This window comes from Pseudomonas sp. So3.2b (assembly GCF_019464415.1).
Lineage (GTDB): Bacteria > Pseudomonadota > Gammaproteobacteria > Pseudomonadales > Pseudomonadaceae > Aquipseudomonas > Aquipseudomonas shahriarae.
This window is the reverse complement of sequence record NZ_CP080494.1, coordinates 2,851,953-2,868,480: the sequence shown is the minus strand read 5'-3', so window position 1 is coordinate 2,868,480 and position 16,528 is coordinate 2,851,953. Positions and strand designations below refer to the sequence as shown.

The 16,528-nt window shown below is 56.6% G+C and carries 10 protein-coding genes, 1 tRNA gene and 7 pseudogenes; 6 read left to right on the top strand and 12 right to left on the bottom strand.

The window, feature by feature from the left end:
* Positions 1-155 precede the first annotated feature (155 nt).
* From K1X80_RS12760 to K1X80_RS12750, 3 genes are all read left to right on the top strand, one after another.
* Positions 156-1,376, top strand: a complete 1,221-nt coding sequence (locus K1X80_RS12760; RefSeq protein WP_186626182.1) for a multidrug effflux MFS transporter — start codon at positions 156-158, stop codon at positions 1,374-1,376.
* A 15-nt stretch (positions 1,377-1,391) separates the two neighbouring features.
* Complete coding sequence (locus K1X80_RS12755) at positions 1,392-2,003, top strand: TetR/AcrR family transcriptional regulator (RefSeq protein WP_057959520.1); 612 nt, start codon at positions 1,392-1,394, stop codon at positions 2,001-2,003.
* Between the two features lie 361 nt (positions 2,004-2,364).
* A tRNA-Leu gene (locus K1X80_RS12750) sits at positions 2,365-2,451 on the top strand.
* Between the two features lie 180 nt (positions 2,452-2,631).
* Here the strand turns inward: K1X80_RS12750 and K1X80_RS12745 are convergent.
* Complete coding sequence (locus tag K1X80_RS12745) at positions 2,632-3,282, bottom strand: NAD(P)H-dependent oxidoreductase (protein ID WP_057959519.1); 651 nt, start codon at positions 3,280-3,282, stop codon at positions 2,632-2,634.
* Positions 3,283-3,375: 93 nt separating this feature from the next.
* Here K1X80_RS12745 and K1X80_RS12740 point away from each other — a divergent pair, with 93 nt between their 5' ends.
* Entirely contained in the window at positions 3,376-4,005 is a 630-nt protein-coding gene (locus K1X80_RS12740) for a TetR/AcrR family transcriptional regulator (protein WP_057959518.1), read from the top strand.
* A 175-nt stretch (positions 4,006-4,180) separates the two neighbouring features.
* Here the strand turns inward: K1X80_RS12740 and K1X80_RS12735 are convergent.
* Positions 4,181-4,327, bottom strand: a pseudogene (locus K1X80_RS12735) (phage holin family protein); the annotation flags it as partial.
* A 161-nt stretch (positions 4,328-4,488) separates the two neighbouring features.
* On the opposite strand from K1X80_RS12735, the gene K1X80_RS12730 reads away from it, so the two are divergent.
* Positions 4,489-4,830, top strand: coding sequence for a hypothetical protein (locus K1X80_RS12730; protein ID WP_057959517.1), 342 nt, complete (start codon positions 4,489-4,491; stop codon positions 4,828-4,830).
* A 123-nt stretch (positions 4,831-4,953) separates the two neighbouring features.
* On the opposite strand, the pseudogene K1X80_RS28400 reads toward K1X80_RS12730, so the two are convergent.
* Positions 4,954-5,535: pseudogene (locus tag K1X80_RS28400) on the bottom strand (hypothetical protein).
* Positions 5,532-5,657, bottom strand: a pseudogene (locus K1X80_RS12720) (recombination protein NinG); the annotation flags it as partial. The pseudogenes K1X80_RS12720 and K1X80_RS28400, both read right to left, overlap by 4 nt.
* A gap of 499 nt (positions 5,658-6,156) precedes the next feature.
* Between K1X80_RS12720 and K1X80_RS12715 the strand changes: the two are divergent.
* Positions 6,157-6,720 carry an isochorismatase family protein gene (locus tag K1X80_RS12715; RefSeq protein ID WP_057959515.1) on the top strand — a complete coding sequence of 188 codons (564 nt, stop codon included), beginning with the start codon at positions 6,157-6,159 and terminating at the stop codon, positions 6,718-6,720.
* 595 nt (positions 6,721-7,315) lie between these two features.
* Here the strand turns inward: K1X80_RS12715 and K1X80_RS12710 are convergent.
* From K1X80_RS12710 to K1X80_RS12675, 8 genes and pseudogenes are all read right to left on the bottom strand, one after another.
* Complete coding sequence (locus tag K1X80_RS12710; protein ID WP_128593930.1) at positions 7,316-9,145, bottom strand: hybrid-cluster NAD(P)-dependent oxidoreductase; 1,830 nt, start codon at positions 9,143-9,145, stop codon at positions 7,316-7,318.
* A 36-nt stretch (positions 9,146-9,181) separates the two neighbouring features.
* Positions 9,182-9,943 (bottom strand): chitin disaccharide deacetylase, encoded by a 762-nt coding sequence (gene chbG, locus K1X80_RS12705; RefSeq protein WP_057959512.1) that lies wholly within the window; start codon positions 9,941-9,943, stop codon positions 9,182-9,184.
* Positions 9,944-10,143: 200 nt separating this feature from the next.
* A complete protein-coding gene (nagE, locus tag K1X80_RS12700; RefSeq protein WP_198831139.1) occupies positions 10,144-11,850 on the bottom strand; it encodes an N-acetylglucosamine-specific PTS transporter subunit IIBC in 1,707 nt (568 codons plus the stop codon).
* A gap of 25 nt (positions 11,851-11,875) precedes the next feature.
* A pseudogene (ptsP, locus tag K1X80_RS12695) lies at positions 11,876-14,387 on the bottom strand (phosphoenolpyruvate--protein phosphotransferase).
* A 36-nt stretch (positions 14,388-14,423) separates the two neighbouring features.
* The gene (locus K1X80_RS12690) at positions 14,424-15,446 is read right to left on the bottom strand and encodes an SIS domain-containing protein (protein ID WP_220172931.1); all 1,023 of its coding nucleotides are present in this window, start codon (positions 15,444-15,446) and stop codon (positions 14,424-14,426) included.
* A pseudogene (locus K1X80_RS28165) lies at positions 15,427-15,564 on the bottom strand (hypothetical protein); the annotation flags it as partial. The gene K1X80_RS12690 and the pseudogene K1X80_RS28165, both read right to left, overlap by 20 nt.
* 140 nt (positions 15,565-15,704) lie before the next feature.
* Positions 15,705-15,827, bottom strand: a pseudogene (locus tag K1X80_RS12680) (type VI secretion system contractile sheath small subunit); the annotation flags it as partial.
* Positions 15,828-16,223: 396 nt separating this feature from the next.
* Positions 16,224-16,436, bottom strand: a pseudogene (locus K1X80_RS12675) (DUF4113 domain-containing protein); the annotation flags it as partial.
* Positions 16,437-16,528: the final 92 nt, after the last annotated feature.

The following is a 16,528-nucleotide window of genomic DNA, read 5'->3' as shown; positions in this document are numbered from 1 at the left end:
AATACAATTGATAACACATCTCATTCGTGGAATTTAGTGTCATGTAACGATGCTGATATCCCCGAACGTTTGCCGTACGTTGACCATTTCTGGAGCAGTGGTTATTATTCGAAAACCTACCGACCGGTAGGCAGTTTTTTTACGTTGGAGGCTGTATGAATTCGCAACCCACCCACAGGGTTCCCCTGAGGCTGGCTATTGGTCTGGGACTGATCGGCGCCCTCGGCCCGTCGGCGGTCGATATGTACTTGTCGAGCCTCCCGCAGATTGCCCACGAGTATCAGAGCAGCTTCGCCAGCGTGCAGTTGACCTTGACGTTCTTCCTCCTGGCCATGGGTGCAGGCCAGTTGATCTTCGGGCCCATCGTCGATGCCTATGGCCGGCGCCGCCCCCTGCTGGCCGGCCTGCTGTTGTTTACCCTGTGCTCATTAGGCGCGGCGTGGGCACCGACCCTTGAGACATTGATCGCTCTGCGTTTCGTCCAGGGACTTGGCAGCGCACTGACGCTGGTGGTGATCATGAGCATGGTCCGGGATGTCAGCGAAGGCGTGGCCGCAACCAAGCTCTTTGCGTTGCTGATGACCATCGAAGGGGTTGCGCCCATCTTCGCCCCGGCACTGGGTGGGATTATCGACACCCATTACGGATGGCGCGCGGTGATGCTGGTCCTCGCCGGGTTTGGCCTGGCCGTGCTCGGCAACAGTTGGCTGTCGCTGCCGGAAACCCTGGCCCCCAGCCAACGGGAACCGCTGCGCCTGGGCGCGGCGTGCCGGACTTACCTGACCATCGCCAGGGACCCGCACTTCCTGCGCCCGACCCTCGCCGTGGCCGCGGTGTTCTTCTTTCTGTTTGCCTACATCGGCGGTGCAACCCTGGTGTATCAGCAAACCTATGGCCTGAGCCCGCAAGCGTTTGGCATGCTGTTCGGCGTCACGGGCGTGGCCATCCTGATCGGGGCCATGAGCGCCGGGAAACTGGTCAGCCGCCTTGGCTTGAACCGTCTTTCCTTGATTGGCGTGTCGTGCATGGCGGGTGGCTCGGCAATCGCCCTGGTTTCCAGCGTTACCCTCCTGAGCCTGCCCGGTATAGTGGCGGGCATGGCGGTTGCCCTGTTTGGCCTGGGCATCGCGGAGTCCACGCTGATGTCGCTGGTAATGTCCTCGCGAAAACGCGCGCTGGGCTCCACCGCCGCACTGTTGGGGGCATTTCAACTGTCGATCTCCGCCAGTGCGACGCCGATCTCGGCCTTGGCGCTGACCTATGGACCAGTAGCTTGGGCCGCGTTGCTGCTGGCCAGCGCGTTGCTGACTTGCCTGCTGACCACCACCAGCCTCCCCCGGGGTGCTGGGCAAACCTATGACCTGACCGGGCACTGATCAAGGAGCAGCACCATGACATCCACCATCCTGACCTCGGCCGCCGAACGCATCGCACAACTGGCCGTGGAGCAATTTGCCGAGCATGGTTACGACGCCGCCTCACTGAATGACATCGCCGTTCGCGCAGGCATCAAGAAGGCTTCGCTATACGCCCACTTTGCGAGCAAGGACGCGCTCTACGTGGTCGCACTCGAACTCGCCCTACGGGCCGAGCTCGATTACGTGCAAAGCCAATTTGCCAGGAACTCGCGGTCGATCAAGGCCCCCGGCGAGGTCTATATCAACAACCTGCAACGCCGCCACAGCGCCAATCAATCCCTGCGGTTCTTGTTACGGGCCGCGTTCTACCCGCCGACGCCGCTGAGGGACGTGGTCATGTCCGGGTTCAATGACTATATGGCGACGATCCGCGGCCATTTCCAACAGGCGCTGCTTAAGGCCTATCCGGACGTAGACGAACAGGCCATGCAAGTGTTGGCAGAGGCTTACCTGGTGATGATCGACAGCCTGCATGTAGAACTGACCTACGGTGATGCGCCGGCCTACGCACGCCGCCTGGAGGCGCTGCAACGGTTGTCGCGGGCGGTGGGTTACGATGAGATTATTCTTCGGCTACGGGGGTAAATACCTGAACGGCCTTGGCAGATTCAAGTTCCGTTTTGGTTCTCATCGGAATGACGCCCAGGCCACTTCCCGAATCGAATGTTCTAAACATAGGTGATCGCAATGCCATGTGTTAAACAGCGACTACAAGGCCGGTGGAGTGCCCGCCGTGGTGACGTGCCGCCGAGTCGCATGCCCGCCCAGGAAAATGTAGATCACTGATATGGCGGGCTTTTTTTCAAAGCTGGCGCACGCATTCCAGCAGAAAAAGAGCGCATGCAAACTTGCGCCAAGGTGCCTGGATCTATATATTCCCTAGCCTGCTGTACCGCTCAAGCGCGTTGTTCGACAACGCCCCCTTGAGCAGCTTCATCGCGCTGCCGCCCGAATGGCGAAACTGGTAGACGCATGGGACTTAAAATCCCCCGCTCGTAAGGGCGTCCCGGTTCGATTCCGGGTTCGGGCACCATAGATATCAAGGGCTTGCATGATGAACTTCATGCAGGCCTTTATCTTTTCTGCTCCGCAATTTTAGACTCTGCTCCGCAATTATCCCTCCCTCGGCGTCCTGCCGACCGAACACGAACTACCAAATTGCCCACGATTCGTGGTGCTTGTCGTATGGCCGCGTTCGGCCAGAAGCGGGAGTTCAGGTCATGGAAAATAAATCTGTCCCGTTATGACTGGTTCCGTTATTACTGCATCGCTTAGATACAGTGAAAAGTTCGCGACCGAGAGCTCGTGCAGTGTCCATATGAACCTTCGGATCCTGCATTTCTGACTCGAGTAGGAGTTCGGACGTCACTACGCATGCGCCGCAATAGTCGAAGATCCCATGGTCAATCTGCGTCTTCATGGCGTCGGCATAACCGTGCCGCTCATAGGTTCCCCCATCGGCACCGCCGACACCGACAAGATGAACGCGCAGGTGACGAAGCTTCTTCACCAGCTTGGCATCCGAACTGTAATCAAACGCCCAGCCATTGGCGAACACGCGATCGATCCACCCCTTGAGAAGCGCCGGCATCGACCACCAGTAGATGGGATAGACCAGCACAAGGGCATCGGCGCGATCGATCCGCGCCTGCTCGGCGGCAACATCAGCGGGAGGCGGTTCCTCCCTGTGATGGACAGCGAGATCAGCCGCAGTGAACCTTGGATCGAACGCTTGCGCCGAGAGGTCCGCGATTTCGAAGGAGTTGCCGGGATCTGCCAGGGATACGCCTTCGGCGATTTGCGAAGCGAGGCTATGGGTGAGGGACTGGGGATCGTGATGGGCAACAACGATAAGCGCGTGCATGTCGAAAACTCCTGCTACTGATTGAGGGCGAAAGGGCGAACCCTATATACTATTGGTAAGTTACGCACAGTAAGTTACTTTTGGTATATAGCCATGTCAAGCATCGAGACAAGAGAGCAGGGTTCCAGACCGCAGCCGCGTCGGCGCATGTCAAGGGAAGAAAGGCAACGACAGTTGCTGGACGTCGCCTGGCGGCTAGTCCGGGAGGAAGGCACGGAAGCCTTGACGCTTGGACGGCTCGCCGAACAAGCTGGCGTGACAAAACCCGTGGTTTACGATCATTTCAGCACGCGGCCCGGGTTGCTGGCGGCGCTCTATCAGGAGTTCGATGCTCGCCAGACCGCACTCATGGACGCCGCGCTTCAGACGAGCGAACCCACCTTGCAGGACACGGCGACGGTCATCGCATCGTCTTACGTCAACTGCGTGCTTCTTCAGGGCAACGAGATACCCGGTGTGATCGCGGCGTTGGCCAGCTCACCAGAGCTCGAAAAGATCAAGCGCGAATACGAAGCGATCTTCATGAACAAGTGCCGGATGGCCCTCTCCCCATTTACCAGAGAGGGTTCTATCGCGCCCGCGAGTCTTCGAGCGATGCTCGGTGCGGCCGAGGCCCTATCCCATGCCGCCGCAACCGGAGAAATCACACCCGAGCAGGCGCAGGGCGAACTCTTCGAAACGATCATCGCAATGGTCGACAGAAGCGCGCGCGGTGGCACGTAAAGTGTCGACGAGAGCGGTGAGCTGAGCGTTTAGTGAATCGGAGGGCCAAACACGAATCTATCGGACGTTGCACCGGACGTCCGAAAAGGGTCGATTGTAGCCGGTCGCGAAAGACCTGAACCGGCCAGAAGCGAACACTCAATATAACTCCTAGTCACCATGGTGCAGAATGCTCTTCCAAAGAGCGGCGGCCTCGATTACCGCCGTCATAGATGATCCTGATACCAGCCATCAAGGCAGATAGCCCGGCAGCATAAAGCGTTGGCGAATGCTGACTCAGCCATGCAAGCACGATGAGCCAGGTGTCTGGTTTGTCTGGCATGTTGGGCGTCGTAGCTGCGCTGATTAAAGGTAAGTCGCTGATAAAGTTCAGGCTCGGAGAAGAGCATATGGCCACGTGTTACGATCGGCTGCGTTAAACGGATATGTCCCCCAGGGGAACCTGGTACACGATCTAATGAGCTGCAAAATGAGAGGCGAAATATGCAATTTAGAAAACACTACCCAATACTGATCGCTATGAGCTGTCTTCTCTTAACAGCGTGTGACACGAGGAAAGATCAGATTTATCAGGTCGTCCGTTGCGTTATGGCAACAGAGACTGTGGCCGGCGGCGCCCCTGGTGAAGTGGGGATCAAAACCGGGCAGGCGGTTGCTCAATATCAGAAGGACCATGGCCTAGATATGAACTACGAAGAAATTAAAGATCTCGCAGAAAAAGCACGAATAGAAATAACAGGAAATCCGGAGTTGCCAATGCCTGCTCAGATTGATCGAGCAAAAAAAATCATGGCTTCGGATCAATGCAAAAATAGTTATCCCTGATTAATTTGCTTCGCAAAATAATTTCGCAAATAAAAAAACCGACTATGTGGTCGGGCCTCTATCAAACTCGCCGTAGGCAAAATATTAACTATGGGGAAATAATTTTCTCAGCCGTGCGGGAATTCAAGCGGCCTCATTCATCTTGTAAGTTATCCCACCAATTGGGCGTAATGCCTTGGCGTCAATGTCATAGCAGGCATCGAAGCAGAGCTGCACAAAAGGCTCCCAGTCCCTCCCCCAAGCTGCCGGTGGGAGCTTGATGCCGTACTCCCCTTCCAACCAGGCACGAAAGATCTCTGGCTTGATGAATGGATCAGGGTTCGAAGACTGCCCACCCTGGTGCATGTATCGATAGCGGCGAAATACACCCTTAGCGACGTACGCAGCACGATCACGCTTGCTGGCAGTCATGCGCTCTACTCGGGAGCAAGCCTGGTTGAAAACTGCCTCTTCCGCATCCTCCCGATCATCATCGGTCGGCTCTGCCGCGTACATAGCATTGCCAAAGGCGCGTAGCAGGTAGTGGAGACGCGCTATCGCCGACTAGATGTGACCAGCAAGCGCTCCGTGCACCGCGTGATTTGCAGTAGGTCCTCGCTGGGTACTCTGCACCACTACTCCAAGCTCTGCGGCATCTGAGGATTGGCCAGGCGCTGGGTTGTCGTTGCAGTCATGCCATGCCTGGCGCGCTGAATTAATCTTCATGCGACAGCCCTCTTCAGCTCTCTAGTCTTCGCTCGGTAGTCGGCGGTCATCGCCTTTAACTTTTCGACCGTGTACTTCTTGGCCTCATGAGGTCCCTCCAACCACTCAACTGCCTCAGCGCCTAGCGCTATTGATATGTGGCTGATCGAGAGCGAGACGCTCGAACCGTGCGAATGACCTGGCAAGCAATGCGCCCCGCGAATCCCAGCGGAAGAAGGGAGATTCAACTGAACAGAATTAGCGGTCCCGATAGCCTCGGCTGGGAACACCGGACCTCATGCACCCTGCCCCACTCAACCAGGGCATTCAGAGCTGTAGCGTGCATTTTGTAAGGGCCTTTTGCCCAGGGATTCACCTCGAAAGAGATCGCCCGGGAGGCAGGCATTGAGGGAGGCATGAGTGTTGACGAATACAGGTGAACATCCGGGACAACCGGCTGGCCGTCAAGCAGGGTAAAACCAGCAATCCTCAAGGGGCTTACGAACTGGGTTGAGCAGCAAGGCGGCACAGAAATAGCCGACAACGTTCGCGGCGCGTTGGATTCATGTTCGACCAGTTGCTGGGAGCAGATTGTTACAGCAAACTCAATCCGCTCGCCCCACCTAAAGGAACTGAAATCACATGAAGGATCAACCCAGCCCTATCCCCCTAGTTATCCTTGACGTTCAGGACGCCATTGATCGCCCGAACTGGGACGGAAAAAATAATCCTGGGTACGTGGCGGTAATCCAACGCCTTCTTGATCTATGGCGATCAAACGACTGGCCAGTTCTGCACGTGAAGCACGATGAACGAACTCCTACATCTAGTTATTACGTCCATGGCCCGTGGAATGGCATCAAGGAAGTCGTTGCCCCGATAAAGGGAGAAGTCGTCATCATCAAACATGAAAACTGCGCCTTCATTGGCACCGAGTTGGACGCCACTCTCAAAGGGATGAAAGCAAAGCAGTTGGTGCTAACGGGGGTCGTCATTCATAACAGCATGGACGCCACGGTCCGTGCGGGGAAAGCACTCGGATACAGCATCATTCTTCCCTCAGACGCCACAACTGCTGTGCCCGTCGTCGGGGCGAATGGAAAGACCTGGGACGCCAAAACTGTTTACGACCTGACCTTGGCAATACTTGGTGATGAATATGCCGATGTTATGTCATCGGACGAAGTGATCGCACAGTTCACGTAAGGCTAAGAGGCTTCCTCAACCGCCCTGCCTCAGTATGAAGGCACCTATTGATGCGATAACAGTCGCTAGCGCCAGATGCAAAAAGCCCAGCGCTGGTTGGGCGGTTGGCTACCACAGAGCAACTCGAAAGCTACTGATATCTCGAATGCTCGCACGCTGCCTTCAGTCGTTGCATCGCATCCGGCGCCATAGGCGCGGTCATCATTGACCTGTAGGTCATGCACTCTTGAGTTTCATGGGGCTTTGGAATATCAACGTGACTCGAAGCGCACCCCGCCAGCAGCACCACCGCTACCGCCGCTATAAAAATCCGCATGTCGTTCCCTCTGTGGTTTGGCGGGACTGTAGCACTTATAGGACTGCGCAAAAGCTCGGCCCCTAGTCGTGTTTTACCAATCACATGAATGTTCAGTAAGCGGCTCATCAAACTGGACAAGGACGACTCGCGTGTAGCTACGGGCATTCATCACCCCCAGCAAAAACAGCGTCCTTTCTGCTGAGCCGCACGGGGTGTTTCCCGGCAGTCGAACCTCGATGTGCGCAGAGAGCAGCATTTTTTCCATAAGCTGGAAGTTTGAAACCTCTATACCTCAAGTCACGCAGATTCCACTACCAAGTCTGTTAATGGAACCGCACAGCAGGTCAAGACATGATTGCTCATTTGCTCTTCTGCAGATACCGCTGATGCACTTTGTTGGTCAACGCACCCAGAAACGACTCTCACTTTACATTGACCACAAAACCCTGCACGACATCCATAAGGTAATTGCACACCCGCTTGCTCAGCCTGACGCAATAAAGGCTGCTGATTATCGCCTAAGAAGGCGACTCCATTGACTATCAGGTTAACAGGCCTAAACTCAGCCTGAGGGATAATAGCAACATTGAAGGTTTCTTGATGATAATGTGACTTAGGCACACCGAGCTTCAATAACTCACACCGAGCATATTTCATGAACTCATCAGGACCACAGGCAAATACCTGCCGTTCGCTTACCTTAGGAATCCCCTTGAGCAACTGAGTATCTAAGCGTCGCTTTGGCCCGCCCCATAATTCATCAGGCCGAGTTAATGCGACAATAACTTTCAGATTAGGGTTAACGCTCTTAAGATAATCAATCTCTGACTTAAAAGCTATGTCTTCCCGAGTGCGGCATTGATAGTAGAGATAAATATCAATATGCCTTTTATTATCATAGAGGTAACGCAGCATAGAAATCATTGGTGTGATACCGCTGCCCGCAGCAAGCAATAGAAGCTTATCAGCAGTAATATCGAGATAAAATTCACCGGCAGGTGATTCCATAGCTAACTTGTGCCCCACCTGCAAGCGATCATGTAACCAGTTCGAGACACGCCCACCGGGTGCTCGTTTTACCGATATTGCATATAGCCCCGCGCGCGAAGGCGTTGACGATAGCGTATAGCGACGCGTGAAATACTGACCGTCTATTTTAAGCGTTATAGGAAGATGTTGCCCTGGAAGGTATGAGGGAAGTAAATTGCCGTTTCCAGATTCAAACCAGAAAGTACAAATATCGTGAGAGACGTTCTCCCGCTTAGCACAAATCAGACTTAGGCGTTGAGTGGCACTGACGTTAAATACCTCCCGGGGCTTCTCTTCTAAAACCTCGATAAAATCCCCTACTCTAATCACTCCTTCGTTGAGGGCAACAAGATTATGCCCGAATTTAATATTTCCTTGTTCATCGCTTCTGAATTCAGACAGTGTTTTTAACGGCTCTTTTTTTGCATCGAAGATTGTGCTTTTCGGATCAATCGTTGTGAGAACACATCGCGTGCAGGGTTTAACTCCCTCAAAGATAACGTCACCAATACGAATTCGCTTCCAGCTATCCTCATCGAAAGCATTCGTTCCACTGACCACTAGATTAGGTCTAAAATGGGTCATTGAGACATTCTCGATGCTGCGCTCATTCAGCGCGGCCAGAGAGGCCTCACTGATAATAAGCAAAGGGTAACCGTCAGCGAAACTGATGTTAAATGGAATAGCCTCACGCGTTCTATTTGATTGTTCACCGGTATAAAGCAGTTGCACCGGGGCACTCAAAATAGCCGAAAACCATTGATTCGCCTCATCGGTGGTAGTAAAGGCAATAAAGTTATCCTTGAACACATTGGTACCAGCCTCAAGCATCATAAAATCCGAATACTTTAATACGAGACGTTTGCATTGCGCATAGGTTAAATATAATCCCTCCGCAAATAGCGCAGCGGTTATATTAAGTAACTGCGGGAACTCACGGGCCGTTATCATCTCGCCATCTTCACGCGCCACCATAAAGCGGCGATCGAACGCAATCCCCTGCTTCTCAACCCACACTTGTGACTGGCTGATTCCACCCGTCGATTTAACAGGATAAAATGTTATCTCAGTTAAATAAGGTTTATTCGTCAAGGTCACCTGATCCTCCGGATATTTTTAGACCGAATTGAATTATCAGATCGAAGAGTAGTTTTCCAAGCTATATCCGCGGGATATTATTTCGTTCCTGAGCGCCAGGGAGGTCAAAACATCAATCTCTTTAACCCGAGGGTAGCAATATGAACTCCTTAGAATGACATCATCTAAAAATGCGGGATGACACATTATCTCAAGACTCATACAACCTCGCTTATCGGCATTCTCTAGTATTTGCAGGATAAGCGCCTCTGAAACGGCCTCTCCATAAAAACTGGAATCGAAATAATTGGTGGCACGGGAAGTATTTACTTGAATATTAAATTTTTTAGCTTCAGTGCGGTCTATCCGCAAAGGCAATGATTTACTGCTTGCGAAGCTCTCAACCACGGGATAAATTTCTGGCAGCATATGCACAAAATGATGGCTGTCCAAATGTGTAGGGACCCTCCCAAAAACCTCTATAAACTTCTCAAATTGCGCATTTAATTCGACTGCTATCTCTGCGGGCTCCAGCATTCCCTTTTCTGCATATCCCCACAACCATTTACCTAGCTCCCCGGTTTCATTAACCAGACTTTTCATAGCCGTTAACGGACGTCCATAGGTCAAAACAAGGTGAAGCCCGACACCTAAACCTGGGTTTTTCTGACTCAGTTCAGCTGCGTGTAACGCATAAGGAGAGGTAACCATGGCGGTTGTCGACGTGACGATGCCGTTATTGTAGGACTCAACTATCCCGTAGTTCTGGCCTTTGCTCATGCCAAAGTCATCGGCATTAACAATTAAGATTTTTTTCATTTTGCTCCTCTCGTCATGTTCAATACTCCTCTGAATAGCGGGCTAAAGCAGAGAAGCGGAGCCTAGGGGAGATCTGAAGTAGCCAGCGTTTTTGATGCCGTCGTTGATTGGGGTCAAAAAAACGCTGCAACGCCATCCGGTCTCAAAACACGCATTTATAGGCCCGACGGAAATTTCGGCGGTTTGGGCATACCACCCCTTTAAGCGCCCGCCCCGGTCTGTTGAGCACCGACCAAGCACTCAAGCGCCTCACCCAAGCCTGTGGCCTTGTCACCAATCAACAAGTGCCAAACACCGCTTTCCAGCTGGCTGAGACCTTGGCAACCCAGCGCAGTGAGATCAGCTTCGGACAACCCCGACTCATCCCCCAACTCCACCCGCAACCGCGTCATCGCCACCGCTTCCAACTGCCGCACATTCCCCCTGCCACCCAACGCGCTCAGCCATTTCTCGGCTTCCTGCACATCCACCGCCATCGGCTTATCCAAGGGCGCACCCGTCACAGGTGCTCTGACAACAAACGAAGGCATGGCCAACCGAATTTCATCAGCAATGCAATCCGCCATCGGCCCGACCACCACCTGCAAACTCCCGCCGCTCCCTGGCCGCACAACAGCTATCGCGCCGAGTGCTTTCAGCTCCGCGTCCACCGCCTTGTTGCGGTCGACCATGTCCAGGCGCAGACGGGTGGTGCAGGCGCCGACACTGAGCAGGTTGTCGGCGCCGCCCAGGGCGCGGATATAGGCACTGGCCCGCTGGCTATCACTCATTGCTTGGGCCTGTACCACCTGGATATCTTCACGGCCAGGGGTCTTCAGGTTGAACCGACGAATGCAGTAGTTGAACACGCTGTAGTAGATCACCGCGTAAGCCAACCCCACAGGAAACACCAACCAACCATTGCTGGACTTGCCCCAACCCAGCACCATGTCGATAACCCCTGCGGCGAAGGTAAAGCCCAGGTGGATATCCAGCATATTGGTGACAGCCATCGACAGGCCAGTCAGCACCGCATGGATCAGATACAGGAATGGCGCGAGGAACATAAACGCGAATTCAACCGGCTCAGTCACTCCGGTCAAGAACGAGGTCAGCGCCATCGACAGGAAAATCCCGCCCATCACTTTGCGGCGTTCAGGCAGGGCGTTGCGGTACATCGCAAAGCACGCAGCGGGCAGGCCGAAGAGCATCACCGGGAACATGCCGGTCATGAATTGGCCGCCTTTGGGGTCGCCCGCGAAGTAGCGAGCGAGGTCGCCAGTGACCACGGCGCCGGTCACCGGATCGGTAAAGGTGCCGAACACAAACCACGCCATATTGTTGAGGATGTGGTGCAGGCCAGTGACGATCAGCAGGCGGTTGACCACCCCAAACACAAACGCGCCGAGGCTGCCGCTTTCCATCAGCAGCACGCCGAAGCTGTCGATACCGTGCTGGATCGGCGCCCAGATCAAACCAAAGATCACCCCCAGTCCAACCGCGCTGAACCCCGTGATAATCGGCACAAACCGCCGCCCGCCAAAGAACGCCAGGTACTCCGGCAACTTGATGTCCTTGAAGCGGTTATACAGCGCGCCTGCCATCAAGCCACTGGCGATACCCGCAAGCATGCCCATGTTGATAGAGGTGTCCATCCCCTTGAGCGTGGAGACCATCACCAGGTAACCAATCGCACCGGCCAAACCCGCCGTGCCGTTGTTGTCACGGGCGAACCCCACGGCGATGCCGATGGCGAAGATCAGCGCGAGGTTGGCGAAAATTGCCTGCCCGGCGTCGTGCATCACCGCGATGTTCAGCAGGTCGGTGTCGCCCAGGCGTAGCAGCAGGCCGGCGATCGGCAGGATAGCGATCGGCAGCATGAGTGCCCGGCCCAGGCGTTGCAGGCCTTCGATAAAATGTTGATACATGGCATGTCTCCTTTTGTTGTTGTTATCAGCTCAGCGGCCAGTGGTGTTGACAGGCTTGGCGGACGGCTTTGGCACTGCTCAGGTCGAGCAGGCCTTGGCTCAGTTGCCAGCATTGCGCCGCGTCCAGGTGGCGGACGCGGTCCTTGATTTCACCGATCTGCGGCGGGCTCACCGACAGCTCGCTGACGCCCAGACCGACCAGCACCGGCGTAGCCAGCGGGTCGGAAGCGAGGGCACCGCACACACCGACCCAACGCCCGTGTTTAGCCGCGCCGCTGCAGGTCTGGGCGATCAGGCGCAGCAGCGCCGGGTGCAACGCATCGACCCGCGCGGCGAGGCCGGCGTGGTCGCGGTCCATGGCCAGGGTGTACTGGGACAGGTCATTGGTGCCAATGGACAGGAAGTCCGCGTGCCTGGCCAGTTGCTCGGCCATCAACGCAGCGGCGGGTACTTCGATCATCACTCCCAGTTCGGGGCGCTGGGTCAGTTCCAGCTCTGCGCACAGCTCATCGAAGCGCTGGCGGATGTGCAGCAGCTCGTCGACTTCGCTGACCATCGGCAGCAGGATGCGGCAACGCGCCAGCGGGCTTACCTGCAGCAGGGCACGCAGTTGCTGGTCGAGCACCTCAGGGCGGACCTGAGCCAGGCGAATACCGCGCAAGCCCAGCACCGGGTTGGTTTCAATCGGCAGCGGCAGATAATCAAGCTGCTTATCGCCGCCCACATCGATGGTGCGGATAATCACGGACTTGTCGCCCATGGCATCCAGCACGGCTTGGTAGGCCTGGCGCTGTTCCTGCTCATCCGGCGCGGTGCGGCGGTCGACGAAGAGGAATTCGGTGCGCAGCAGGCCGACGCCATCGGCGCCGCTTTCAAAAGCAACCTGGGCTTCGACGCTGGAGGCGACGTTGGCGGCCACTTCGATGGTCGTGCCATCAATGGTGTTCGCCGGCTGTTGGGCCTGGGCCTGTTGCTGTTGGCGACGCAGCTTCTGTGCGTCGCGAATCTGGTGCACTTCGGCGCGGCGCGCTTCGGTGGGTTCCAGTTCCAGGCGACCGTTGACGGCGTCGAGTACCACCCATTGGCCTTGGGGAACATCGAGTACTTCGGCGCCCAGCGCTACCACACACGGCAAGCCTTTGCCACGAGCCAGAATCGCCACATGGGAAGTCGCACCGCCTTCGGCCATGCAGAGGCCGGCAGCCTGCTGGGCACTCAATTGCAGCAGGTCAGACGGCGTCAACTCGTGGGCGCTGACGATCGCGCCGGCAGGCAATCCGAAGTGCCAGGCTTCACCTTGCAAAGCTCGCAATACGCGTTGTTGCAGATCCCTTAGATCATTTGAACGCTCGGCGAACAGTGGCTTGCCCAAGGCCAGCAATACCCCGCATTGCGCCTGGATCGCATCGTGCCAGGCGTGGGTAGCGGCGCTGCCGTTTTCGATGGCGCCGGTAGCCGCCTCCAGCAGTGTTGGGTCCTCCAGCAAGGCGAGATGCGCCGCGAAGATATCCTCTTCCTGGACGCTCTTACGCTGGCGGGCATGCTTCAGTGTCGTGCGGATTTCGCTGCGCACTTGCTCCAACGCTGCGTCCAGGCGTTGCAGTTGTTCGTCGGCGGAATGGTTGCCGGTGTCGGCCGGCAGTTCGATACCGGTCAGGTGAAACAACGGCCCGTAGACCAGTCCCGGCGCAGCACACACACCTTGCAGCACACCGGCTTCACTGCTTGCCCGGCGTGGAGCGACGATGGCCGGGGCGTGGTGTTCTTCTTTAATGACGACGGATAAGGCCGCGACCAACGCCTGCAGCGCCGCGTCAGCATCCTTTCCGACACAGTTCACACGGACTTCATCACCTTCGCTAATGCCCAGGCTCATCAAGCCGATCAGGCTGGCGCACGACGCCGATTTACCGGCGAAATGCAGCTGCGACAGGCTGCTGAAACCCTGGGCGGTCTTGCGGATCAGCGCGGCGGGCCGCGCATGCAGGCCGCCGCGATGGGTGATGCGCACGCTGGCACTGGCACGCGCCTGGGCGGTGTCGGCCATCACGGGCTGCACGACGCCAGCCTGACGCGCAACGATGCGCAGCAGGGCTTCGCCGACCTTGACGGCGTTCACGGCCACGGGGCGCAGTTCGAACTGCTCACCGTTAGTGAGGATGATCAGGCTGACCAGGCTTTTGCACTGGCGGGCGATGCGATCCAGGTCAAAGCGCACCAGGGGCTGCCCATTGCTGACCCGTGCGCCTTGCTGGACCAGCAAGGCAAAGCCTTCGCCTTGCAGTTCGACGGTGTCGATGCCCACATGCAGCAGCACCTCGGCGCCATTGTCGGCGCGGATAGTCAGGGCGTGGCCGGTACGGGCAACGTGGATCACGACCCCGGCACACGGCGCATGCAGGCAATCGTTGAGGGGGTCGATGGCAATCCCGTCGCCCATGGCGCCACTGGCGAACACGTCGTCAGGCACATTGCCCAGGGTCAGCACTGGCCCGCTGAGGGGCGCTGAGGGTGAGGTCATTATTATTGTCGGGCATGGGCACGGTACTCATCAGGAAACGACAGAAATCAACTCAGTGGGTGCGAGTGACTTTGCTCAGGTGGCGGGGCTGGTCCGGGTCCATGCCCCGGGCCTGCGCCAGGCCGGCGGCCATCACGTAGAAGCTCTGGATTGCCAGGATCGGGTCCAGGGCCGGGTGTTCGGCGCGGCTGAGGGTCAGGTCGCGTTCGGCGATATCGTCGGGCGCGGCCAGCAGCACCCGAGCCCCGCGCTGGCGCATTTCCGTGGCCAGGCTCAGCAGGCCCGGCTGTTCGGCGCCGCGTGGGGCTAACACCAGCAACGGGTAGTTATCGTCGATCAAGGCCATCGGCCCGTGGCGCACTTCGGCGCTGCTGAAGGCTTCGGCCTGGATCGCCGAGGTTTCCTTGAGCTTGAGCGCGGCTTCCTGGGCGATGGCAAACCCGGCGCCACGGCCGATAACCATCAGGCGCTGGCAGTCGCGCAGGGCGTCGATGGCCAGGCTCCAATCCTGGGTCGCCGCTTCGCGCAGGCCGGCAGGCAGGGCGTGGCATGCTTCGAGCAGGCCGTCTTCCTGGTTCCAGTGCCCGACCAGCTGGGCGCTGGCGCTCAAGGTGGCGATAAAACTCTTGGTCGCGGCCACGCTACGCTCGGGGCCGGCGCACAGCGGCACATGGAATTCGCAGGCGGCTTCCAGGGGCGAGTCTTCAGCGTTGACCATCGACACACTCAAGGCCCCGCGCTTGCGCAGCAGGCGCAGGCTGTTGACCAGGTCCGGGCTCTGCCCCGACTGAGAGAAGCCGAAGGCCGCCTGGCCGCTGACTTTCAGCGGCGCCTGCGCCAGGGTCACCACCGACATCGGCAGCGACGCCACGGGAACGCCCACATGCTGCATGGTCAGGTAGGCGAAGTAACTGGCGGCGTGGTCCGAACTGCCACGGGCGACGGTCATCGCCACTTGCGGCGGCTGGCGGCGCAGGCGGCCGGCGACCTCGGCCAGCAGCGGGTCGAGGCATTGCAGTTGGGCCGCGACGGCCTCACAGGAGGACAGGGCCTCTTCAAGCATTTTTGAAGTCAATGGTTTCTCCTTCGACCATTACGTCGGTGAGGTGCAGGGAGCGGTCCAGGCGCACGCCGCCCAGGCATTTGGACACGGTGTGGCTGCCCAGCTTGTATTCGCCGTCGGGCATGCTGGCGGTGCCGGGAGCGAAGCCCACCAGCTTGGCGGACTCATCTGAGGCGTTGATTGCCTGGATGTGCTGCGGGGCACGCACCACGGAGGACGCTGTCAAAGTTGGTTTTGTGAGGATTAACTTTTCGCTATTCCTCACCATTAATCACCCATGACCATTAGTTTCAGTGGCAATTCGACTTTCTTCTGAGCACTACCGGTGTGCAGGTCTAGCGTTATATTGATCCGAGTCTTTGGCACTTCATTTTGGAAACTATTTGAAGCCATATCCCCTCCCCTCCAGGCTTTTTTGCAGCAGCAAGTGCTGAAGCGAAACCAATACTGAAACCAGCGCATATAGCCGACGCATCAAATAGCACACCCGCCATAACACATAAGTTCCATTCCTAAAGAGGGCATAAAGCGCTTAGACGCTGCTCGCTTTTGCCCGGCCAACACCATGGTGAATAATTTCAAATGGTGATTACTAGCCTTCACAGCGCGCCAGGGATCATTCAGAACAAAAATCAGGAATTATCCTACAAATAAACTGATTAACATTCGGGAACCCGCTCCGCACTTGTAGGAGGGGCATGACTCACCCACATGGGTTACAAATCAGTTCACGCACATAGGTAACAGTTACTGACTGGCAGGCAATTACTGATCATCGGATACCTTCAACTACCTGCAAGACACCGACCAAAGCTGATCAAGTCTTGTCGTATAGCTCTGACTCATAAGCTCCCGCCGCATCGCCCCGTCAGGATTCGCCGGCACTCTGGCTGAACGCAACGAGCCCCGGCCCCAACAACCATTAATCTGATCCAGCACGCTCATCACCCTGGACACGTTTACAGGTTGCGACACTGCAAACAAATCTTCGGTGTACTGGCCTCAGTCATTGAGGCAGGCTGTCCTCGTGCCGGCTCATTTGATTTTCTCGGTATCCGGCGCACGGGAAAGGCTAGACCCGGTCACGCTCAAGA